Origin of the sequence: Proteiniphilum sp. UBA1028 (genome assembly GCF_002316955.1) — a bacterium.
Taxonomy (GTDB): domain Bacteria; phylum Bacteroidota; class Bacteroidia; order Bacteroidales; family Dysgonomonadaceae; genus Proteiniphilum.
On sequence record NZ_DCEN01000063.1, the window covers coordinates 1 to 23864 of the forward strand.

13 protein-coding genes are annotated in these 23864 nt (G+C 48.0%); 6 read left to right on the forward strand and 7 right to left on the reverse strand.

The features are described 5' to 3' along the window. The 7 genes from B3Z75_RS11020 to B3Z75_RS11050 all read right to left on the reverse strand — a co-directional run. The coding region (locus B3Z75_RS11020) for a carboxypeptidase-like regulatory domain-containing protein (protein ID WP_294071529.1) at nt 1-288 on the reverse strand (288 nt) is incomplete at its 3' end. A gap of 42 nt (nt 289-330) precedes the next feature. Next, entirely contained in the window at nt 331-2484 is a 2154-nt protein-coding gene (locus tag B3Z75_RS11025) for a HEAT repeat domain-containing protein (RefSeq protein ID WP_294071532.1), read from the reverse strand. Nucleotides 2485-2947: 463 nt separating this feature from the next. After that, nucleotides 2948-4039, reverse strand: a complete 1092-nt coding sequence (meaB, locus tag B3Z75_RS11030) for a methylmalonyl Co-A mutase-associated GTPase MeaB (RefSeq protein ID WP_294071535.1) — start codon at nt 4037-4039, stop codon at nt 2948-2950. Between the two features lie 82 nt (nt 4040-4121). Beyond that, nucleotides 4122-4508, reverse strand: a complete 387-nt coding sequence (locus B3Z75_RS11035; protein WP_294071538.1) for a DUF1573 domain-containing protein — start codon at nt 4506-4508, stop codon at nt 4122-4124. A 75-nt stretch (nt 4509-4583) separates the two neighbouring features. Next, on the reverse strand, nt 4584-10430 hold the full coding sequence (locus tag B3Z75_RS11040) for an alpha-2-macroglobulin family protein (protein WP_294071541.1): 5847 nt from the start codon (nt 10428-10430) through the stop codon (nt 4584-4586). A gap of 272 nt (nt 10431-10702) precedes the next feature. Next, complete coding sequence (locus tag B3Z75_RS11045; RefSeq protein WP_294071544.1) at nt 10703-11257, reverse strand: pilus assembly protein N-terminal domain-containing protein; 555 nt, start codon at nt 11255-11257, stop codon at nt 10703-10705. A 396-nt stretch (nt 11258-11653) separates the two neighbouring features. Next, entirely contained in the window at nt 11654-14632 is a 2979-nt protein-coding gene (locus B3Z75_RS11050; protein WP_294071547.1) for a PEP/pyruvate-binding domain-containing protein, read from the reverse strand. Nucleotides 14633-14824: 192 nt separating this feature from the next. On the opposite strand from B3Z75_RS11050, the gene B3Z75_RS11055 reads away from it, so the two are divergent. The 6 genes from B3Z75_RS11055 to trxB form a co-directional block, all read left to right on the forward strand. Continuing rightward, nucleotides 14825-15799 (forward strand): lytic transglycosylase domain-containing protein, encoded by a 975-nt coding sequence (locus B3Z75_RS11055; protein ID WP_294071550.1) that lies wholly within the window; start codon nt 14825-14827, stop codon nt 15797-15799. A 32-nt stretch (nt 15800-15831) separates the two neighbouring features. Then, nucleotides 15832-18675: an excinuclease ABC subunit UvrA gene (gene uvrA, locus B3Z75_RS11060; protein WP_294071553.1), complete on the forward strand. Its 2844-nt coding sequence runs from the start codon at nt 15832-15834 to the stop codon at nt 18673-18675. Between the two features lie 100 nt (nt 18676-18775). Beyond that, entirely contained in the window at nt 18776-19276 is a 501-nt protein-coding gene (gene tpx / locus B3Z75_RS11065; RefSeq protein ID WP_294071556.1) for a thiol peroxidase, read from the forward strand. Between the two features lie 182 nt (nt 19277-19458). Further along, nucleotides 19459-21975: an FtsK/SpoIIIE family DNA translocase gene (locus tag B3Z75_RS11070; RefSeq protein ID WP_294071559.1), complete on the forward strand. Its 2517-nt coding sequence runs from the start codon at nt 19459-19461 to the stop codon at nt 21973-21975. 158 nt (nt 21976-22133) lie between these two features. Further along, nucleotides 22134-22778 (forward strand): LolA family protein, encoded by a 645-nt coding sequence (locus B3Z75_RS11075; protein WP_294071562.1) that lies wholly within the window; start codon nt 22134-22136, stop codon nt 22776-22778. A gap of 169 nt (nt 22779-22947) precedes the next feature. Beyond that, a partial coding sequence (trxB, locus tag B3Z75_RS11080; protein ID WP_294071565.1) for a thioredoxin-disulfide reductase occupies nt 22948-23864 on the forward strand: 917 nt, incomplete at its 3' end.

The following is a 23864-nucleotide window of genomic DNA, read 5'->3' on the forward strand; positions in this document are numbered from 1 at the left end:
CAGAAATTCGATCTTCAGGTTGACCCGCCCCGGCGAGAGACGATCGAAGAAAAATTCACCCTTGTTGTTGGTGGTGGTGGCCGACCCTTGCGGGAGCACCTGCACCGTGGCAAATTCAACCGGCACAGTGGGATTATTTTGCTCTACCACCCTTCCTCTCACGGAAGAGAGGGCTTCCTGTGCAGTAAGATGCTGCGCCGAAAGAATCCACAACCCCAACAGGGCTGTGCCGTACAACAGCACTCTCACTGGCGATATCATCGAATTGAAAATTGGATTTCTGCTCATACTGTTTGCTCTTTATTTTTGAATCATATCACGTGGATGGCATCAATCGGTCAGTCGTCTGACGGTGCGCAGCAGTTCCCTTTTCACGGTATCATCCTTTTCCACGGCGGCCTGTGCCCGGCAGAAGTCGACGATCTCCTGCTTCTTCCAGGAGCGGGTGTACCAGCCGAATGCCTCCGCCAGCAGTTGTCTGAGGTTCTGATCATCCGACTCCTTCATGAAGCGGAACAGCGTGTCGAGATAGGCAGCCTGGTTGGAGTTGCGCAGAGCCGTGATGTTGAATCGCTTGTTGCGCGACTCCACCTCCCGATCGAGGAGCTGCTTCATATCCTCCTCTTTTGCGGAAAGAATCCTCTCGAAATTGGTTCTCTCTGCTTTTATCTTCTCGTACCAGCTACCGCTCCTGCCTTCCAGCTGTTTGTCGAAAGCAGCCAGTGCATCATCTTTCGCATATTGCTCCACAGCGCCTCTCACCTGAAAGTAGACACGTTCCGAGACACCGGGCGAGAGGCGTATCTTCATGAGATCGTCGAGGAGCCGGGGAGATTGGTTCTCACCGGCGTGCATCGCGGCAAAACGGCGAATCAGTTCATAGTTGTCATGTAGTCCCGCCTCGATGGCAGGCACCAGCTGTTCGCTGTCGCTTTGGATCAGCAGATGGTAGGCCATCAACCGTACGGTTGGACTCACATCACTCGTCTGTATTGCGTACAACTGATCCGGTGTCAACGCCCCCTTCTTAAATAAAATCTTCATGGCCAAGGCCTTCACCTCGGGGTGTTTATCCTTCAACAATCTCTTCCAGTAGCTGAGATCATTTCTCCGGTGGGCAATGGCCCGGCTGAGGTCGTCACGATCGTTGCGGTTGCTCGCATACCGGTAGGTGGGATCACCCATCAGGTGTGACTCCAGGGTGAATTGCTCCTTCGCCCAGTTGCCGACGCTCACACCCAGCTCCAGCAGGCCGATCAGCTGATTGGTCCAGATATCCTGGAGGGTATTCACCGAGTTGGCCTTGACCACGACAGTCTTTCCGGGATTGAAGATGTAATGGCCACTGATATAATCTTCCAGATGGAAAGATCCGTTGAAGCAGGCATCGAGCATCACAAAGGGAACTCCGGGTGTGAAGCCTTCCAGATCGGCAATATGAATATCCATGGCCGCATCGCTCAGGCTGTCCTGCAGCATGATCCCGGGGTCGAATGCGTTGTTCACCCACGATTCCGGCACATTGTAGTTGTCAATGTAATATTGCTTGGAAGCAGTAGTATCCTTTGCACTGCGGATCTTTCCGCGAAAGAATTTGCGGGCCATCTCCAGCCATTTATCGGTCATGATGGTATAAGGGCTGGCATTCAGATATTGGGTGTCATCGGCACCATGGTGGTGTAGGATGGCCAGGTCCAGCTCCTCCCTTTCCAGTTCAGCCATGAGTCGACCTTTCACGAACTCATCGAAGGTATGATCAATGTAATTGAGGTTGCCCTTTCCCTGTGCCAATACGGAGAACTGGCCGGTGAGCGACAGCCGCTCGTCGGCCCTGGCCACCAGGCTGTTGGAGTTGTATCCGTTTCCGGCAAAATAGGTGATCTGAGATATCTGGCGTGCAGTGGCTTTCTCTCTTACAGCCTTTTCCAGGAAGGCATCAATCAGCTCAAAGCGGCTCTTGCCTTCATATTTGGGTGGCTTGATACGGGCAGTATAGATCTCGCTCTCCACAGACTGGGCTCCCTCCGCTGTAAGGCTATAGTAATGCAGGAGGGACTGCAGTGAATCCTGTTTAAGGTATTCGAACCGCAGGTCGAAGTCATCGTAGAACCGGTCGGAGGGGATGGAGGAACGGTCCCATGCACGCCGCTGATCCATCTTGAAAGCTGTGGCCAGATGTTGTGCATCGCGGATCATGGGCACGGGGATATCACCGATGAAGACGGCTCCCTCCAGCTGATCGTGCAGGTAGAGTTGATGCAGACGGGTGCGGATGGAGTCGGGAATATTCCAACGGTCTACAACGATATGGGTTGTCAGTCCATCTGCTTGAACAGAAGCAGCATATTTGTTGATTGAAGCTCTACAAGAATCCATCAATTGTTCATCAACGACAATCGCGAAGCTTCTCATTCCTCTACCCGAAAATGCGGAAAAGCTAAAAAAACACAACAACAATGCAATAACGGAATAACGATATTTCATATTAAATAAAATTTACAGTGATAATTTTATCAATTATAGCGCCAAAAATAACAACTTCTGACAACAAAACCTAATTTTAGGTTACGATTAGTTTTTTTTATTTCGCAAAGATAATTATCTATACAGGGTAGATCAATTCCTTTTATAACATTTTTTTTAATTCAGCTATTGCTATGAGAGGCTATTCGACGTATAAGAATATTTTCTATACGTCAAAAAAACAAACTGCTTTTTACAAGGAAAATAAGATCTACACAAATTCGGCACTTACGGTAAGATATAGATTAAGGGAAACTTTCTGTTTCGATAAAATGGAAATCTCTTTAGTAGCGCACAGCGGAATCGAACCGCTATTCATTGCCTGAGAAACAATTTTCCTAACCGTTAGAAGAGTGCGCCTCCTAAAAGTACGATACAAAATTAAGTAAAAAGTTGTATCGTTGTACCAAGCAGGGGCATTTTTTTACTTTTTCAACTCATTATATTTATCAAGAGCCTCTTTAGCAGCTGCATAGGAGCTCTTTCTGGATTGTTGAAGATCATCCTCGAGCCGAACCAGCAAACTTGCTATCTCCGAATTATTATAAAAGCTATCCCGAAGCTGCTCGTTAATCGTCTCGTACATTCTGTATTTTGCCTGCTCACTTCGTTTACGGGTAAAGTAACCGTTCTTTCGTACAAAATTCACATACCGGCTCACCATATCCCACACCTCTTCTATTCCAAGGTTATAATAGCCGGAATAGGTAAGCACTTCGGGAGTCCATCCGGAATCGGGAAGCGGAAAGAGATGCAAAGCGTTGCGGAGCTGTCGCTGTGCCATTTGTGCTTTGTCGATATTATCGCCGTCGGCTTTGTTTATCACAATTCCGTCTGCCATCTCCATGATTCCCCGCTTGATACCCTGAAGCTCATCGCCCGTGCCCGCAAGCTGGATCAGCATGAAAAAATCGACCATCGAATGGACAGCAATCTCCGACTGTCCTACACCCACTGTCTCAATAAAAAGATAATCGAACCCCGCAGCTTCACAGAGTATGATTGTTTCCCGTGTTTTTCTCGCTACCCCCCCCAGTGAACCAGCCGAAGGAGAAGGGCGGATAAAAGCATTCTGCTCCACAGAGAGTCTCTCCATGCGTGTTTTGTCGCCCAAAATACTTCCTTTGGAACGTTCACTCGAAGGATCAATAGCCAAAACAGCCAGTTTGTGCCCTTTTTTGAGCAGATGCATTCCAAAGGTATCGATGGAAGTACTCTTTCCGGCTCCGGGTACACCTGTAATTCCGATACGAATGGAATTCCCCGAGTAGGGCAAACACTTCTCAATGATGGCTTGTGCCTTTTGTTGGTGATCAGGCCGCGCACTTTCCACCAGAGTGACAGCCTGACTGAGGATCACCCTGTTGCCGGCCAGGATACCATCCACATATTCCGATACAGTACGATGACCGCCTCTGGTTCTTTTTTTTATATAGGGGTTCACACTGGGAGGTTGTGCTACTCCCTTATTTACAATCAATCCCTTGTATTTCTGATCATTTTCTGGATGTTCCATTGTCTATAGATCAAATTAAAAACCGAATGAAGCCTTATACAAAGATACTTCATTCGGCTTGTATTGCAAATCCTATACCTGTTTATTGTTTGGGTACAACGTTTCCTTTGATGGTAAGTACGTATACCGTATCGGGGACATTGGTATACACGGTAATGGTTTTGTTAAAGGTTCCCGGGCGCCGTACCGTGGAATATTTTACTGAAATGGTACCCTTTTTGCCCGGCAGAACCGGCTCGCGTGTATAACTTGGGGTGGTACATCCACAGGATGCCGAAACACGCTGTATGATGAGGGGGCTCTTGCCGTGGTTTGTGAATTCAAACTGGGTGGTCACTGCGCCCAGTTCTTCCTTGATGGTGCCAAAATTATGCTCCGTGCGCGCAAAATCCATTCCCGGCTTCTGCTGGGCAACTGCCATACTGCCCCACAGCACGGTAAAGAATAAAAATAAACTCAATTTCCTCATTGTGATATCTATTTAGTATACTGTTTTAACTCTTTTACGTACGACACAAAAGTAACAATTTAGTTTAGTCCCTGTTTATTGTTTAACAATTATTCTGATTCCGGCACTATGTGAATTGAATTCCGGTGCATACAGGCACTGCAGGGTAGTAATTCCGTTCGAATAAGCACCGGAACGTCCTACAATCATGGCATATTCAAACACATAGGTACCTCGTGGCAGCACATCGAAATAGAAGTTTGTGGAGGCATCTTTCGATGTCCGATAGTAGAGAATACCGTTTTGCCATCCGGTACCCGATATCTGGCTTACCGGCTCAAAGGCAGCGGCATACATATCTTTCAGATGCACAAACTCCAAATCTCGGTCGGTACGCACTACAAGCCGCGCCACCACTTTATCTCCCACAGTGAGCGGAGTGTCTTCCACGATGCGAATGAGGCTTATCCCTGTGGAATCGGTTTGTTCAACAAACAGTTGCTTCCCGATGTCGAGGGAAGCACCGTATTGGATAATTTTATCAAGGTCTTCGTAATACTGCCAGTAGAGCGCGCCCCATGCAGGTCCCTCACCTTTGTGGGTCACCGTGACCCGCCCCATTTCGGGGGCGATCTCTGCATGACTCCACGAGTCTTTGAGATAGCCCGTACCCAATTCACTCTTCTCTGCTTCCACAAGACGATTTCCCAACGTGACTCTAGTCTCTCCTTCTGATGAGAACCAGTCGCTTCCCTGGCTCAGCAGAGCATATATTGCATCAATAGTGGCATGGGTGGACTCCCACATTTGCGTTTGTTTCTGTTTCAGCAGCCACTGTTTCATCTTGTCCATCTCTCCCTCTTTGGCACCTCCCACACGGAAAGCTTCCATGATAAAGGTATGTACGGATATGGCGGACTGCGACATAAACACTTGCGCCCGGTTATTGGGCCAGTACATGCCCATTTCGTCTGATATGGCTGCATGCTCCCGGAAAGAGTTCAGCATCTGCTGTACAACCTTCGTCTCTCCCTCTCTCTGCAAGACTATTGCGATGAGTGAACGCTCATACGGCCCAAATGACGTCCAATTTTTTTCAATCACAGCACGGTAAAAACGAATCATCTCCCTTTCTGTGGCACCCAAAGGGTGATTGACATAAGCGGTACGCACAAAAAGATATTCCAGATCGATGCCGGAAATGGATTTGATATTCTTCCAGTCTTTATTCAGCTTCTTCAGTTCTTCGAAGCGCCGGATAGCTTCCGCATCAATAAATGAAATTGCGCTTGATTGCATGGATGCTGTTTCTTCGGAAAACTCTACAGCACCCAGCTCCTGCAACTGAAAAAATCCGGAAAGAATATAGTGGGTAATGCCGACATTGGGTTTGAAGCCTTTGAACCAGCTCCAGCCGCCCTGGCTGGTCTGCAGTTCCTGCAGCTTGCCGAGGGCAGTTTGAGTAAGATTGCGGCTACGATTCAGATCGAACAGGAAAGACAACTTTTCCTTTTGTTCCGATTCGGTATTTGCCTCAAGAACCCAGGGGGTCTCTTCCAGCAGCACATTTTTCAACTCCTGGTTTTTCTCCAGGTCGGAGTAAAAAGTCTCTTTGCTGCCGCCTTGTTTTCTCCAGGCTTCTACCATATTCAATACCCTGGGATATACTTTACCGATATGGGTACCCAGTATGTTGGCATAATAAGAGGCAAACCAGGACACCGCGTTGTCGCTCACCGGTTCTCCCAGTACCGGCAGAGCCTGCACTGCGTACCAAACCGGATTGGAAGCAAACTCAAGAGTCAAACGGTAATCGCGGATGGAAGCGGACCTCTTGTTCAGAAGCCTACCCATGGAGAATGTCTTCGTTCGATTCCCGTTCACATCAAGACGCATACTTTCGGTTACCAGCATCCGGTTTGGCAGGACAGCCAGCGCATGTTGTTCTCCGTCACTAAATTGCGGCGTTTCAGCCACGATACGCACACCGAGGAGATCGATACCGAATGGAACATCGAATGTCCAGGAGGCATCTGCAGAGGCATCCGGAAACAGGGTGAACTCCTTTTCGGAGTTGGGGACCGGTATATTGAGCAGTAGTTCGTCCGTCACCGGATTGAACAACTCCAGCGTAACTTTGCCTGATTGGGTAGTACCGGAGAGGTTGGAAATTTTCGTGGAGACACTCGTCCTGTCGCCATGACGCAGAAAGCGAGGCATATGGGGCGTCACCATCAGCTCCTTTTGCGACACAATAATTGCTTCCACTTTCCCGGTATTCAGCTGCTGGTCGTGCGCCAGCACCCTGAAGCGCCATCTTGTATTGCTTTCGGGCACGACGAATGCGATCTGCGTCTCCCCTTTTTCGTTGGTTCTCAGGTGGGGGTAGAAAAAGGCGGTCTCGTGAAAGTTTCGGCGGATTTGCGGTATCTGGCTCTGAACAGACAAGCCGGCAGCAGCTTCCTCCCTTTTTGCCATATCGGAATTATCGGAAACTCTTCTACCGGAAAGCAGTTCTTCTTCGGCAAGGAAACCGGATGCTGCTGCATTCTTTGCATCTACAGCACTACCTCTTAGCATCAATCTTCCGGAATAGAATGAAAAATTGAACCAGTTGAAGCGGTCGAAGGAAAAAGGGAGTACGTCTACCGTCGGAATAGAAAAGTATCCCATCGCTGTCTGCGGGTTGAAAGACTGGTCGCTGACCAGTCCCATTCGGGAATAATACGGGCCGGGCATATGGAGCGACAGGCTCCAGGGGTGCGACGGGTATATCCGGTCCAGTGAGAAATCGTACATCGAAGCCAGCACTTCCGCCCTGGATGGGTTGCCGCCGGCATCAGTAACCGTTATCCTCCACTCCTCATTGTCTCCGGGGCGGACCTTATCACGAAACACATCCAGCTTCACGTTCAGTTTTTTCTCCTCCTTCACCGGCCGCAATTCCACGCTGTGTGCATAAAATCTCTCCTCTTTCACATAGGTCAGCATGAGTGTCACTCCCTCCTCATAGCTTCTCTTGTAGGGAATGTCAAAAAGCCTGTTTTCGTTGTTCAGCTTTAACCATTTTCTTTCCAACAACCTGTCTCGCTGCCACAGCTCGTACAAAACATTCACTTTATCTGACACACCCAGTATCACTTCACCGCTTTTCCCTTCTGAAAAAAAAGCGCTTTTCTCAACCAGCCATTCATTGGTTTTGATGGGTGGACGTTTATCAGCAAAGGAGTACAAAATAAAATCCTTTTCTGCTTCTACAGGATTTCCCCTGTCATCTTCCGATTGGAGTTTCAGCCGGTATTTTCCGGAGCGCATTCCGGCAAGCTGTTTTTTCATTTCCGGCTGTTCTCCACATTCAAACGGCCCCTCCGCGACAAGCTGATCGATGGAATCGTTTCTCTGTAACAAGTAGAGCCGGTAAGTCCCGACAGCATCTATGTCCGCACCATCAAGATTCTTCGCCGAGATCACAATGTGCTGACCGCTCTTTTTCTCCATTCGGTCCGGTATCTCTGCCTGCAATATCATGGAGACATCTCCAACCGGAATGCTGTAAGTTCCTGTCTGCGTTTCTCCATTCAGATCGGTCACCGCGGCTTCGACCACAAACGAGAATACTGATCTGAGCGAATACTGCTCATCGGGTTTTAAGGGAGTGAAAGAAATCTCAAATGCACCATTTTTGTCGGTGGTGACAGTTCCCTCTGTGAAATGTTCCGGCACATCACCCCACCGCCACCACCATGTTTGCTGCCGGGCAATGCGCCACTCCACCTCTGCATCTTGAAGCCTGATTCCGGAAAAGTTTTCTGCTTTGCCCCTCAACGTGATTTCATCTCCAAACTTATAGGTTTTTCCGATCGTATCAAATGTCACTTCAAACGAGGGGCGCTTATATTCCTCCACACGGAAATCAGTGCCTCCCTCATCTGTTTCTATTGAGAAATTTCCGGGCAGCGTGCCCTGTGGCAGTACAAACTCTCCCGAGACCGAGCCATACTCGTTGGTTATCAGAGTCTGCTTCGAAATTTCCCGGCGATTGACATCGCGCAACACAAAATTGGCAGTTTTATTCTTGACTATGCTGTTTTCACCTCCTTTTGCACGGGTGAATACAGCTTTATAAAAGAGAGTCTGTCCCGGCCTGTAGAGGCTCCTGTCGGTGAAAATGCTAACCTGGTCACGCCCGGCATCAGCATTCTCAGCGTACTCGTAATATTCATATGGTAACCGGTAAAGCTGCGAGCCGTTATCTTTTCCCGAGACGGCCTGGTAAAACAGGTCACTGTTGATCTCACCCTTATGATATACAGCCAGCCCCTCGTCGTTTGTAACCACCGACTCAACGACTGTGAGTTTGGAATTACGCCAATTGCCAGACTGCATGTATATATTAATTTTTGCTTTTCTTACTGGCTCCCCCGTCACCCTGTTTACCACAAAGAAATCATATCTCTCCTTTGCGGATGAGCGGGCAAAAACGGAAAGGTCGGAAACGGAAAAATAATAATCCGACAGCCCATTTTCGATACCTCCGGGTGTGGAGCCGAACGTCAGCATATAGGTGCCAGGGTGATCTACCTCCAGTAAGAAGTCTGTTTCGCCCTGCATATATTCTGCAATTTGGGGTAACGGCACCGTGATATTTTTCAGGAAGGTCCTTTTCCCGTCGACCCTTTTCCACCTCTCAGATTGTACCACCCCCACCTCTGTGGGTGAGTCGATCCTGTACAATGTTGCATTCAGCGACACAAGATTTTTGTATTGGATCTTCCACCTTTTCTTTCCTTTAATGGGAAATGTTTTTTCTCCCGAGACAGTGTACTGAGGTTGCGTCAGTTGTCGAAGTCTGTTTTCCAGAGCAGATATACGTTCATACCCGGGAAAACTGCTGATGTAGCTTCGCAACAGATCGTACAGATCCTTGGCTGCCGCTGCCCGCTTCAGGCTGTCGCTGCCGGACAATTCCCATAAGTGGCTCTGATATAGACCGGCAATTTTATCAATGATTTCCACACTGATGTCTTGACCTTCCCATTTCTCCTGTAATCTTTTCAGCGACGGTAAAGCGCGGGTTGTATAAACACTGTGGAATCGCGACAAGTAGTCAAGCTTATTTAGTTCGGTCAATAGCACCGATTGCTTCATGTCTCTTTTAAGGAGAGAGGCAATCAATTTCCGGTATGTTTCCAATGTCCATAGACCCTGCTCAGAGGCTTGCGGATTGAATGAGAGTGTAACAAACTCTTCAGCGGGGGCAAACAGCGACTGTATTGAAATATTTTTATGCTTCAACGTGCGGCTCAAATCCTTATCCGGGCTAATCTGACTAAAAATCTCAACAGCACGGTTCGTCAAAAAATCATACATTGAAGGGTAGAAACGGCGCGAATCCCTGCCCAATTCCACCACATCCGCATAGGATTCCACTTTCGCCTTTATCAGTTCACCCTCATGCGCAATGGAGGCGTTCAGCTGTTCCGTTACCTTATTGTAAAAGATATTCCGTGTCCACTCTTTCATGTCCGCCGGCACAAAATCACCCACTTCCGTACGCTGGTTAATTGCCTGATGCTCTTTCTGGTAGTATTGCATGTACAGCTCGCCCAACATGGAATGAAGTACCGATTGCTCCACCACATCGCTGCTCTTTTTTACCATCTCATTCAGATTTCGGAAAATAAGCGTGTCGTTTTGCACATCCAGCACCAGGTTATATTTGCCCTGATGGATCAATGCCTTGATCACCTGCGGACTGTTCTTCTCCAAAATTGCCCTGTTCAGGATACTGTTTACTTCTGCCGCGGCCGATTGAGGGAGTGACTTTTCTTCAAGTTCAACAACTTTTTTCCAGGCCTGATCATACCTCATAGTGTGTGTTGTTTGTGCAGACAGAGCCAGAAGACCCACCAATGCCATCCACAATAAAAAATATCGTTTCATCGGTTTATATTTTAACGTTATGCAAGAACATAATCCAAGCAAACTTGTCTTCTGTCCTATTTATTCATTTATTGTGTAGTAACAATTCATTCCTTATTTGGTTGAAAGAGAAGGAAAGAAAACCGCACATAAAGTTCTCTTTGCCACAAAGAAGATGATGAAAGTATTATAAAAGAAAATAATAATATAGGTAAAGGCAGCCCGGAGAAACCGTCGGGACTGCCTTTTCATTGATTAATTCCCCAAGAAGCGGGGAGTCGCGCAATACGCTGTTATTTTATGGTTACGGAAATGGTTCCGCTGTTTTTCTTGTCTTTATCATATACCACAATATCGGTTTTACCCACTTTTACTCCGGTAATGGTAATTTTGTCCTGGGCAACCACTGCCGTAGCAATTGTAGCATCTTTTGTCTCCACAGTATAAGGCGCTACACCTCCACTGACTTTCACATCTACCGTTGCCCCTACTGTCGCTTCCGGAGCAGGCTTATCAAATGTCAATGAGACAGCTTTCTTTACCGTGACGGAAATCTTGCCACTGGTTTTTTCTTTATCGGTCACCGTAATGGTAGTAGTACCTTCCTTCACTCCGGTAATAGTAACAGTGCTTTTGTCCACAGTGGCGGTAGCGATGGTTTTGTCGGCCGGATTCGCTGTATAAGGGACTATTCCCTTCCCAACATTGACGGTAGCCGTTTTTCCTACTTCCACTTCCACTTTGCTCGGAGTAAAAGTCAATACTTTCTTATCGTCGTCTTCACAAGCCACAAATAATATACAAGCAAGCACTATACTCACTGCATAACTTAACGTCTTCACATTCATAATCGTAAAAGTTTAAAAAATAATAATTAGGTTCATCAGAAAATTTTATATGCATCATTTTTGAGATCTCGAGTAAAAACAGTGCATTTCTATTCTCTATGATGAAAAAAGGGGTGAAAACGCTACCCTCTCTCCCCATATTTTAATTTAATTAACTAATAAATTATTCTTTTTTTAATCGCAATAAAGACGACAAGGAAGGGTACACGGATATGATACAAAGAATTATCCGGATCATTTTTCTATAAGGAAGAGAAATCCCATTTACATTTATTATATATTATAATTATAGATTTCTGATGGAATTACGTTTCCGGCGGAAAATTACGCCCAAACCGTGGAGAGGGAAAACAGGATCTCCATTTTTCACTATTCCGGGGACAGACATTTTTCTTTCTATGGTTTCAGCACAACACCCACTCTTTTCTTACCGTTTATCTTGATGCACAACGGCTTGTCAAAATGCACCCGGCGTATATAATCCGTTTCGAACACAGCCGGCTGTTCATTCAAAAAAGGCTCATCGAAGAATCCGTCATTCTCCAGGAAGGGGTTGACCGTAAAATATCCGACCCCGAAAGAGGTGAGATTCTGAAAAAAATGGGTTCCCTGACTAGGCTCAATGCGGTAGTTCTCCATACCCGATTCCACAATGACCCGTGCCTGAGAGATATGTGGCCATTTTACCGGGATGCCCAGCCATGGGTCGGAAGAACCCCAGCGACCGGGTCCCACCAGCACGTAGTTGGTGCCGGCAGCGACAAATTCGCTGTTCATCTTTTCTATCTCACGAGCAATCAGTTGATTTTTAGCAGCATTGAAAGCATCTGATTTCACATAGACTACGTCGTACACGTCGCTCGACATCCCATTTCCCAGCGCATTCCGCGAAAATAACACCGTCTCGTTTACCGGCGTTTCCTCCAGGCTTTCATGAACCACCTCCTTGCTGTCTACCACTGGCCTTATCTGCAGGACATAGAACGACGCAAACTGAGGGCTACTGATGTCGACGGCAAACTCAATCTCTACCGGCCTTCCCATCTCCTTTTGTCCCGCTTTCAGCAGTTTGTCGAGTACATCCGAGAGCGGAAACATATCGTGTTGCAGGATGTTGGCGAAGGAAACGATCTTACGTCCTCCCTCATAAAAACCTTCACGTACAATCTGATCCTGAGGATCATAAGTGGAAGCTACATATCGCAGGGGGCCCTCTTTCTCAGCTTCGCGCAGCCGCAGCTTCAACAGGTTGAAGCCATCGTCGATAGTAAAATCTTTAGAGACAGAATCGAGATCGAGGGCATAAAACTGTGTCTGCGTGTCCCGCAATGCCAGGTCGAGCGAACTTAACTGCAGGATCCGGGATGCATGAAGCGGCGAAAAACGCAGTCCCATATTGCCATCGACGATATATTTTCCCAGCCCGAATGCCAGATCCACGATGCCATCTTCGGTTTTCTCATCACCGATGGGGTAGTAATTGATGGAGCGTGCCACCCCCGAAATGGCAGGGTAATATAACTTCCCGTATTGGGATCCCACCACCTCCTGTAGCACGATCGCCATCTTTTCCTGGTCGATCAGGTTCTGCGTAGCCACCATATAGGCTTTGCTGTCCTTATAGAAGACCGAGGCATAGACCGCCTTGATGGCATTGCTCAGAAGGCGCACCATCTCATACTTATCGTTCACGTAAGGAATCATGTAGGTAGAGTATATTCCTGCAAAGGGCTGGTATTGGGAATCCTCCAGCAGGCTGGAGGAGCGGATGGCAATAGGCCCCTCAATGGCTTCGAAAAAGACCAGAAAGTCGCTCACCAGCCTTTTAGGCAGCTTGGCAGCCAAAAAATGTTTCAGAATATCTTCGTCGCACCGCTCCGATAATGCCACAGGATAAAGATCGTTGGCCTCCATGAATTCGTCGAAGATATCGGTACACAGCACAACGGTCTTGGGCGTTGTCACCGGGAAGTTCTGATTGTTGTTCAGCTCCAGATGCGTCTTCACCATATAACCGATGAATGCCAGTCCCCTGCCCTTTCCTCCGAGCGATCCTTCACCGATACGGGCAAAGTTGGAGTACTGATCGAACCGGTCTTTTTCAAAAACAGCCACCACACCCGTATTTTTCATTTTTCTGTATTGCACGATGGTGGCGTAGATCAGTTCGCGGGCATCATTCATGCTGGCATATTCCGACACGTCGATCTTTTTAAGCATCTCCGCCACTGGAAACATAGCACGCGAGTAGAAAAAACGAGAGAAGTGATTCCGGGAGAGGTGTTCATAAAGAGCGTCATCCGGAATGTTTCGGATATTCATCTGTAGCTCTTTCAGATTCTTAATACGGAATATCTCCTCTTTTGTTTTCGGGTCTGTAATGATGAAATCGCCAAATCCGAGGTTATCCTTGATCGCCCTGCGCAAATCCTGAGGGAAGGTTTTCGAGTTTTTATCGATGAAGACAGCGTTATCCCCATTGATATATTTGCTGTTCTCCGACTCGGAGGAGGTATAGATGATGGGAATATAGATATCTTTCTCTCTTATCCATTCGCCCAGTCGTTTTCCGGCCAGCCTATCTTTCTCTCCATTCACATTGAAGCTCATGTCGCTGATCACCCCCAGCATATTATCGCCATACTTACTGTAATAAGCGACGGCCTCCTCGTAGTTGCGGGCCAGCAGTATCTTGGGACGTCCCCGCATGCGTAACATACGCAGGTGATCGTTCAATGCCTCTTTCGAAAACTCTTTCGACTCGGAAAGAACAAACTTATAGAGCAACGGCAAGGCAGATGAGTAAAACCTGACAGAGTCCTCCACCAGCATGATGGTCTGCACACCCACCGTCTTCACATCGTGCTCCACATTCATCCTGTCTTCCACTACTTTGATAATAGCCAGCAAAAGATCGGTATCACCCAGCCAGCTGAATACATAATCGATGCCGCTAAGGTCTTCCCTACTCAGCGACTGAGTCACCGCCTTCGAGAAAGGAGTCAGCAGTACTACAGGTATGCCGGAATAACGCGCTTTTATCTGCTTCGCCAAATCAAATGTATCACTGCTATCCATATTGGGCATACAGATGATCAGCTCATAATGGTTCTGTTTTAGCTCGGCAAGCGCCTCCTTGTTGCTTCCTACCTGTGTGAAGCGGGGAGGATAGCGGAGATTGAGCGAGGTGTATTCGTTGAAGATCTGTTCGTCTACGCGGCCGTCATCTTCAAGGATAAACATATCATACCTGGAGGCCACCATCAATATGTTGTATATACGCTTGTTCATCAGCTTGACAAAGGGTGTGTCACGAAAACGGAGCTGACTGATGTCGTGGGCTTTAATAACCGATCGGGGTGTTTTTAGTTTCATTTCAATATTCCTAACCTGTCCTGTACTTTGTAAAACGCAAACTTACGAAAAAATGAGCAGATGAAACGTGTACCCCATAATTTTCAGAAGACTTGGGGATTGGAATTATTTTTGTAAATTTGTTCGTTCTTCGGCTATGCGGACAGACACCCCGTAATCCGGAGGTAATCATCACTTTATTTAACAGAAAAAATGAAAAAATCACTGCTGATCTCCATATTCCTGTTACTTGCCGGCCTGGCAGGAATCTTCCTGTTGCTGACATCGGGGAACAACCTGGACAAAACCGAATCGGAAAAGCCACTGGTACTATCGATGACTGCCTCAGTGGAAATACCCCGGATTATGTATTTTGCCGGAGAAAAAATCACTTTTGACCGGTACGACAAACATGAACGGATGGACAGGGAGTTGAACAGCTTTACATACTTTCACTCCACCACCCTGTTGCTTATAAAACGTGCTAACCGCATCTTTCCGGTTATTGAACCTATTTTGAAACAGCAGGGAGTGCCGGACGACCTGAAATACCTGGCGGTTATCGAAAGCAGCCTCGATCACCGGGCGGTGTCTCCGGCACGGGCAGCAGGACTGTGGCAGTTTCTGCAAAGCACGGGCAAGCAGTATGGCCTCGAGGTGAGTGCCGAGGTAGACGAAAGGTATCATGTTGAAAAATCGACCGAGGCTGCCTGCCGGTATCTGAAAGATGCTTACCGCAAATATGGGTCGTGGAGTGCTGCTGCCCTATCGTACAACGGCGGACAGGGGCGTATCACCTCTGAACTGAGGGACCAGCAGGTGGACGATGCGCTTGATCTCTGGCTTGTGGAGGAAACCTCTCGTTATTATTACCGCATGCTCGCCATCAAACAGATCTTTGAGCATCCGCAGCAATACGGATTCATCCTCAGGCCCTCAGACCTGTACAAACCCATGGAGTTCAAGAAAGTGAACGTATCCAACTCCATAGCGGACCTGGTCGCCTTTGCCCAAGAAAATCAAATCACCTATGCCCAATTAAAGGACTTTAACTCCTGGCTACGCAGCAACAAATTGAACAATACTTCCGGCAAAACCTATACCATCTTCATCCCTACCAAGGAAAGCCTATTCTATAGGGAAGGGGTTCAGCCGAAGGTGCATAATGCGGCATGGGTAGTGAAGTAAACTTTTTAGGTTATCTATCGTTTATACAGACTATGACTTCCGAAACAGAACAAGTTCATGTGTACGGTGCTCGAGTACACAACCTGAAGAATATCGACGTAACCATCCCGCGCGATTCGCTCACCGTGGTGACCGGGTTGAGTGGCAGTGGAAAGTCGTCACTGGCGTTCGACACCATCTTTGCCGAAGGACAGCGACGTTATATTGAAACCTTCTCGGCATACGCCCGTGGCTTTCTGGGAAAGATGGAACGACCCGATGTGGATAAGATCACCGGCCTAAGCCCCGTGATCTCAATCGAACAGAAAACAACCAACAAGAACCCCCGTTCAACCGTCGGCACCACCACCGAAGTATACGATTTCCTGCGCCTTCTTTTTGCTCGTGCAGGCGAAGCATACTCCTGGGTTACCGGTGAAAAGATGGTCAAATACACTGATGATCAGATCCTGGAGCTGATCCTGGAGAAATATATTGGAAAAAAAATACACATCCTTTCCCCTGTAGTAAGAAACAGGAAAGGACATTACAAAGAGCTTTTTGAGCAGATCCGCAAAAAGGGTTATCTTAACGTGAGGGTGGATGGTGAGATCAAAGAGATCATTCCCGGCATGAGGGTAGACCGGTATAAAAACCACAACATCGAAATCCTGATTGACAAGCTGGTTGTCTCCAACAAGTTTGCCGATAAGCTGAAAGCAAGCGTACGCACAGCCATGAAACAGGGTGCCGGATTGATTCTTATTCAGGATGTGGAGGCCGATGAAGTAAGACATTACAGCCGCAGCCTGATGTGTCCCACTACCGGGCTGTCGTATAACGAGCCTGCACCGCATAATTTTTCCTTCAACTCACCACAGGGAGCTTGCCCCCGTTGTAAAGGCATCGGCTCCGTTGATCAGATCGATATTGAAAAAATCATCCCCAACCCTGAGCAGAGCATTGCTGCAGGCGGTATTATACCGCTTGGAAAAGAAAAAAGCAGCCTGCTTTTCTGGCAAATAGCAGCCATCTGTGAAAAGTACGGCGTCACAATGAAAACCCCCATCAAAGATATTCCCCGGGAGGCGATAGACGAGATCATGTATGGAACCAATGAACGATTGAAAATAAAGAATGAGTCGTTGGGAAACTCCAACTACATGGTGTCTTACGAGGGTGTGGCAAAATACATTGAGATGCAGCAGGACGATGAAGCTTCAGCCACAGCACAAAAGTGGGCGGGACAGTTCATCTCCACCTCGGTCTGTCCCGAATGTAACGGTCAGCGGCTTAACAAGGAAGCCCTTCACTTCAGGATTAACGGAAAGAATATTTCAGAGCTTGCCGAAATGGACATTGAGGAGTTGTACCAGTGGTTCGTCCAATCGGAGTCGGCTGTAACCGAAAAACAGCGGCTGATCGCCGAGGAAATAAAGAAAGAGATTCTTTCCCGCCTGCAGTTTCTGCTGGATGTGGGACTGGGCTATCTGTCTCTCTCCCGCGCCTCGGCCTCGCTCTCAGGAGGTGAAAGTCAACGCATCCGGCTGGCCACGCAGATTGGTTCACAGCTGGTAAACGTACTCTATATTCTGGATGAGCCAAGCATCGGCTTGCATCAGCGCGATAACCACAGGTTGATTGACTCGTTGAAGAAGCTGCGCGATTCGGGTAATTCCGTAGTAGTGGTAGAACATGACAAAGATATGATGCTTGCCTCCGATTACATTGTAGACATGGGCCCCTTTGCCGGACAGAAGGGGGGCGATGTGGTGTTTGAGGGTCTTCCTTCGGAGATGTTGAAAAAGAACACCCTCACCTCCAACTACCTCAACGGGAAGCTGGAGATAGCCGTTCCTACAAAAAGAAGAAAAGGAAACGGCAAAAAACTCATCATTGAGGGCGCTTCGGGCAACAACCTGAAAAATGTGACTGCCAGGTTTCCGCTGGGCACCTTTACCTGCATAACTGGAGTGTCGGGCAGTGGAAAATCAACCCTGATTAACGAAACGCTGCAGCCCATACTGAGCCAGAGATTTTATCGTTCCTTAAAAGATCCCCTGCCCTATGTTTCGGCAAAGGGAGTGGAACATCTGGACAAGGTGGTGAGCGTTGACCAGTCGCCCATCGGCCGCACACCTCGCTCTAACCCGGCTACCTATACCGGCGTTTTTGCCGATATACGGAATCTTTTTGCCGGCATGCCGGAAGCAAAGATACGGGCCTATAAGCCGGGGCGCTTCTCTTTCAACGTGAAGGGAGGAAGATGCGAAAAGTGCAGCGGCAACGGTTATAAAACGATCGAGATGAACTTCCTGCCCGATGTGATGGTACCCTGTGAGGTTTGTCACGGCAAAAGATACAACCGCGAAACGTTGGAGGTACGCTTCAAGGGGAAGTCAATTGCCGATGTACTGGATATGACCATCAACAATGCTGTTGAGTTTTTTGAGAATGTGCCCACCATTTTGCACAAGATAAAGGTATTGCAGGAGGTGGGGCTGGGATACATCAAGTTGGGACAATCGTCAACAACCCTCTCGGGAGGCGAAAGCCAACGCGTGAAGCTGGCCACGGAACTGGCCCGCACAGATACCGGCAATACGCTGTATGTACTGGATGAGCCCACCACCGGGCTTCACTTTGAAGATATCCGGGTGTTATTGGGTGTGTTGAACAAGCTTGTGGACAAAGGCAATACCGTGATCGTGATTGAACACAACCTCGACATCATCAAGTGTGCCGACTATGTCATTGACCTGGGCCCCGAGGGAGGCGAGAGAGGGGGAAACATTCTTGTCACCGGCACCCCCGAAGAGATTGTCCGAAACGAGCAAAGTTACACAGCCCGATACCTGCGGGAAGAGTTGCATCAGAAGAGTCCGTCTCCTCATTGAACGTTAAAAATGAGTCTATTTTGAACATTTGCACAAACTCTTTGTTTAGAACATGTGACAAGGAAATAATTAAGAATAGATTTAAATAAAAAAATATTATATGGCAAATATTGCATTTAAAGGCAATCCTGTACAGACGATAGGAGAGCTGCCAGCAAAAGGAACAGAAGCACCGGGCTTCATCTTGGTGAAGAGCGATCTCTCGGAAACAAAGTTATCGGATTTTAAAGGAAAAAATGTGGTACTGAATATTTTCCCGAGCCTCGACACAGGTACATGCGCTGCTTCGGTGCGCCGCTTCAACAAAGAAGCTGCATCGTTGGAAAATACCGTTGTTTTGGGTATTTCCGCCGACCTTCCCTTTGCTGCCGGCAGGTTCTGTTCGGCGGAAGGCATTGAAAATGTGATCACGCTTTCCACCTTCCGCGACGATACCTTTGGTAAGAATTACGGGCTGTTGATGACCAGCGGGCCTCTCAAAGGGCTTCTGGCCCGTGCCGTGGTTGTCATTGATCCCGCAGGGAAAGTCCGGTATACGGAACTGGTTTCTGAGATTGCACAGGAGCCGGATTATCATTCTGCAATCAACTCGATAGTGTAGTTTGTTTCATGAAGATTGTGTTAACAAGAAAGGTCTGCGAAGTGATTCGCGGACCTTTCGCTTTCAATCTAATTTTCTTTTTGCTAAATTTGTAGTTTCATACTAAGATAATACTTTTCGCCTCCTCATCCGTTCAATGTACTTTGCAACGACGAAAACATGAAAGGAGTGCAAGAGAACATATGGCAAAAAGAAAAAGGAAAAGATCTTCCGCATCCAGGAAAAAGAGCACTCCATGGTTCCGCTTTCTCAAAAGCGAACGATTGCATTTTATCACAGGAGTGATCGCGTCTTTCATTGGCATCTTCATGTTGCTGGCTATCGTATCGTTCTTTTTCACCGGTGCTGCCGACCAAAGTAAGGTGCTGAACAAAACGTTCCTGGAGCTTATCCGGTCCGACGCACCGCAGGTGGAAAACTGGACCGGTGCCGGTGGTGCGTTTATTGCCGAAATGCTCGTGAACGACTGGTTTGGCATCTTCTCGGTGTTGATACCCATTTTTATTATTTATATCGGGCTTCGCATGATGAAAGTGTCCGACTTCCCTTTGCTGAAGGCACTTTTCGTTACTGCATTCGGCATTATCGGCGGATCTGTAAGCAGCGCTTTCATCCTTGACAGGCTTTTTCCCGGCTCCCATGTGAAATGGGGCGGAGCACATGGCATACAGACAGAGCGGATACTGGAGAGCAGTGTAGGATGGCCGGGGGTGGTGCTGATTATCGTGTTGTTTTTTCTAATCATGGCCGTGATCTTCCGCAAAAGCTCCATTTACAAGATCCAGCAGACACTGGTGAACAACAAGCCCTCCTTTCCGAAACACGACGATGACTCCTACACATCTTTTGCCGCGTCCGTAGCAGAAACCGATGAACCCGAAGAGCCCGAAGAAGAGAAAAAACCGGGACTTTTCAAACGACTCATAGCTAAGATCAGAGAAAAGAAAGAGGTGGCCCTAGCTTCAGAAGAGTTAGACGAGCAGGAAGAAGCAAATCCGGCAACCAACATTCACCCTGCTCAGGCAACATCTTTCACGTCCGCATCCCGGTCGCCCCTGCCACAAAAAGAAACGGATCATGAGGACAATTTTGAAGTAATTGTTCCAAAAGAAGATGAGACCGTGCTTCTGTCACATCCTGAAACAGATAAAAACAGATCCGAAACGAAGTTGGCCGATGAGCCGGATATACTCGAGGAATATGATCCGAGGAAAGATCTTTCCTCGTTCAGGTTCCCTTCCATGAACCTGCTGAAGGTCTATAACACGGGCGACAAAGGAGTAGACATGAATGAACAGAACGAAAATAAAGAGAAGATCATTCACACACTGCGCAACTATGGCATCGAGATTATCTCCATTAAAGCCACTGTCGGCCCTACGATCACCCTCTACGAGATTGTTCCCCAGGCAGGTGTCCGCATCTCCAAGATCCGGAATCTGGAAGATGATATCGCACTGAGTCTCTCGGCATTGGGTATTCGCATCATCGCACCGATGCCCGGCAAGGGAACAATTGGTATCGAAGTTCCCAACAAAGACCCTCAGATTGTATCCATGCAATCGGTTATCTCCTCCAAGAGGTTTCAGGAGTGCACTTATGATCTGCCCGTTGCCTTGGGGAAGACCATCACCAACGAAGTATTCATCTTCGATCTCACCAAGATGCCACACCTCCTGGTGGCCGGCGCCACGGGTCAAGGAAAATCTGTGGGTCTGAATGCAATCATCACCTCCCTACTCTACAAGAAACATCCGTCGGAGATGAAGATGGTGCTGATTGACCCCAAGATGGTGGAGTTCAACATTTATTCCACCATCGAAAGGCACTATCTGGCCAAGCTGCCCGACGAAGAAAAAGCCATCATCACCGATGTGACCAAGGTGACACAGACACTCAATTCACTCACCAAGGAGATGGACGACCGCTATGAATTGCTGATGAGGGCGCATGTACGTGCTATCAAGGAATACAACGAAAAGTTTGTGAAACGCAGGCTGAACCCCGAAAAGGGACACCGCTACATGCCCTATATTGTGGTGGTGATTGATGAGTTTGGAGACCTGATCATGACGGCCGGAAAAGAGATTGAGATGCCCATTGCCCGCATCGCACAGAAAGCCCGTGCCGTGGGTATTCACATGGTGATTGCAACACAAAGGCCTACCACCAACATCATCACGGGAACCATCAAAGCCAACTTCCCGGCACGCATGGCCTTCCGCGTGACATCACAAATAGACTCGCGGACCATCCTCGATATGAGCGGCGCTAACCAACTGATCGGCCGCGGAGATATGCTCTTCTCTCAGGGGAGCAGCCTGATCCGAATCCAGTGCGCCTTCGTAGACACACCCGAAGTGGAAGAAATTGCCCAGTACATCGGAAAACAGCAAGGGTACGACAATGCATTTGCACTTCCCGAGGTGAACACCGACGTTGATGCGACTCCCGGGGCTGTTGATCTGAACGACAGGGATGCGTTGTTTGAGGAAGCAGCACGACTCATTGTGGTTCACCAACAAGGATCCACATCGCTCATCCAACGTAAGTTTTCCATTGGATATAATCGTGCCGGCAGGTTAATGGATCAGCTGGAAGCAGCCGGAATTGTAGGGTCGGCACAAGGCAGCAAACCACGTGATGTGTTTATTGCCGACGAGTACTCACTGGAGAAACTTCTCGATTCTATGCGGTAAGGGGCTCATTGCTCCGGATCGCGACAGCAAAGGATGTCCGCTTCGTACAGTTCAATTTGTTTCGCGTTTCTTTTTAAACCTTGAGCCCGTTTTCTGGTCCATTAACGTGACTGGACTTTTCGTCATCTACCTAAAGTAACAAGCAAAAACCAACGAAAATGAAAATCAGCCTAACACTTTTCACTACTCTTCTCTTATCTCTGCCGTTGTTCAGTCAAAACAACGCGGAGTCGAAAGCCATTTTAGACAAAGCACTTGGCGGTTTAGAAGCTTCGGACGGCATCAGGTTGTCATTTAAGACGACCACGTTGGATCCCGACGGTACGTCCTACTATCCCGAATCGGGCGTGGCGTTGATCAAAGGAAATCGCTTCAAGCTAGAAATGGGGAGTATGGATATCTGGTTCGACGGTAAGACCCAATGGGTATACATGAAAGAGGCAAACGAAGTAAACATTAGCACGCCTACCGGGCAGGAAATTGCATCCGTGAGCCCGCTGGCGATGTTGAGTATGTACAAAAACGGCTATATTCTGAAAGCTCCCGTCTCTAAAACGGTAAACGGGACCTCTGTTTACCAGATCGAGATGACACCCGTCACGGGCAACAAGGATTTCGGTGCTGTGACCGCGTCCATCAACAAAAAAAACCAAGCTGTGGTACAGTTGATTCTCACTGCAGCCAACGGGACGAAAACACAAATCGACATCACCGGGTACAACGTCAATTATCAATTTGAGGACACGATATTTCGTTTCGATACGGCGCAGCATCCCGATGTGGAAATCGTAGACCTTAGGTAATAGACACAGAGATTTCAGCGCTTCATATTTTTCATTTAGGCCAAATAGATAAAGCCGATAACGGTTTCATATTTGGAAGAATAGTGGTACCTTTGAATCAATAATTCACTCATTAACCTTCGCATCGGAGAAGCATGACAGAAGGTTATTTAATTTACAGTATATTACTATGAGCAATAAAGTGCGATGCCTGATTATTGGATCAGGACCGGCAGGTTATACTGCCGCTATCTACGCCTCACGCGCCAACCTCAACCCCGTACTCTACGAAGGGATGGAACCTGGCGGGCAATTGACCACCACGACCGATGTGGAAAACTTTCCCGGCTACCCCGATGGGATTACCGGGCCGGAGATGATGGAGGACTTAAAAAAACAGGCACAGCGTTTTGGTACGGATGTGCGTTCGGGCAGAGCCACTGCAGTAGACTTCTCCGTCCGTCCGCTTCGGGTGACCATCGACAACGAGCAGGTGATCGAAGCCGACACGGTAATCATCTCAACCGGCGCGACGGCCAAATACCTGGGACTGGAAGACGAAAAAAAATATGCCGGACAAGGGGTATCCGCCTGTGCCACGTGCGACGGTTTCTTCTACAGAAAGAAAAAAGTAGCTGTGGTGGGAGGAGGCGATACCGCCTGCGAAGAGGCTACCTATTTATCGGGACTGGCAGACAAAGTCTACATGATCGTGCGGAAGCCTTACCTGCGTGCATCGAAGATCATGCAGGACCGTGTGATGAATAACCCCAAAATCGAAATTTTATTCGAACACAATGCAGTAGGCCTTTTTGGAGAAAAGGGGGTTGAAGGGGTTCACCTTGTAAAGCGGATGGGAGAGCCCGACGAAGAAAAACGGGATATCGCCGTAGATGGTTTCTTTCTGGCTATCGGCCATCAACCGAATACCGAAATATTCAAGGACTACATCGACCTCGATGACGTGGGGTATATCAAGACCGACAGTCCCTATACCAAAACCAATGTGGAAGGTGTTTTTGCCTGTGGCGATGTAGCCGATCCCATCTATCGTCAGGCAGTCACGGCTGCCGGTACAGGCTGCCGTGCCGCGATGGATGCAGAACG

Excerpts from the sequence above, each read along its gene's own strand:
- B3Z75_RS11075 (WP_294071562.1), top strand. The coding sequence starts at position 22,134 with ATGAAAATCAGCCTAACACTTTTCACTACTCTTCTCTTATCTCTGCCG.
- B3Z75_RS11055 (WP_294071550.1), top strand. The coding sequence starts at position 14,825 with ATGAAAAAATCACTGCTGATCTCCATATTCCTGTTACTTGCCGGCCTG.
- B3Z75_RS11050 (WP_294071547.1), bottom strand. The coding sequence starts at position 14,632 with ATGAAACTAAAAACACCCCGATCGGTTATTAAAGCCCACGACATCAGT.
- meaB (WP_294071535.1), bottom strand. The coding sequence starts at position 4,039 with ATGGAACATCCAGAAAATGATCAGAAATACAAGGGATTGATTGTAAAT.
- tpx (WP_294071556.1), top strand. The coding sequence starts at position 18,776 with ATGGCAAATATTGCATTTAAAGGCAATCCTGTACAGACGATAGGAGAG.
- B3Z75_RS11070 (WP_294071559.1), top strand. The coding sequence starts at position 19,459 with ATGGCAAAAAGAAAAAGGAAAAGATCTTCCGCATCCAGGAAAAAGAGC.
- B3Z75_RS11045 (WP_294071544.1), bottom strand. The coding sequence starts at position 11,257 with ATGAATGTGAAGACGTTAAGTTATGCAGTGAGTATAGTGCTTGCTTGT.
- uvrA (WP_294071553.1), top strand. The coding sequence starts at position 15,832 with ATGACTTCCGAAACAGAACAAGTTCATGTGTACGGTGCTCGAGTACAC.
- B3Z75_RS11035 (WP_294071538.1), bottom strand. The coding sequence starts at position 4,508 with ATGAGGAAATTGAGTTTATTTTTATTCTTTACCGTGCTGTGGGGCAGT.
- B3Z75_RS11025 (WP_294071532.1), bottom strand. The coding sequence starts at position 2,484 with ATGAAATATCGTTATTCCGTTATTGCATTGTTGTTGTGTTTTTTTAGC.
- B3Z75_RS11040 (WP_294071541.1), bottom strand. The coding sequence starts at position 10,430 with ATGAAACGATATTTTTTATTGTGGATGGCATTGGTGGGTCTTCTGGCT.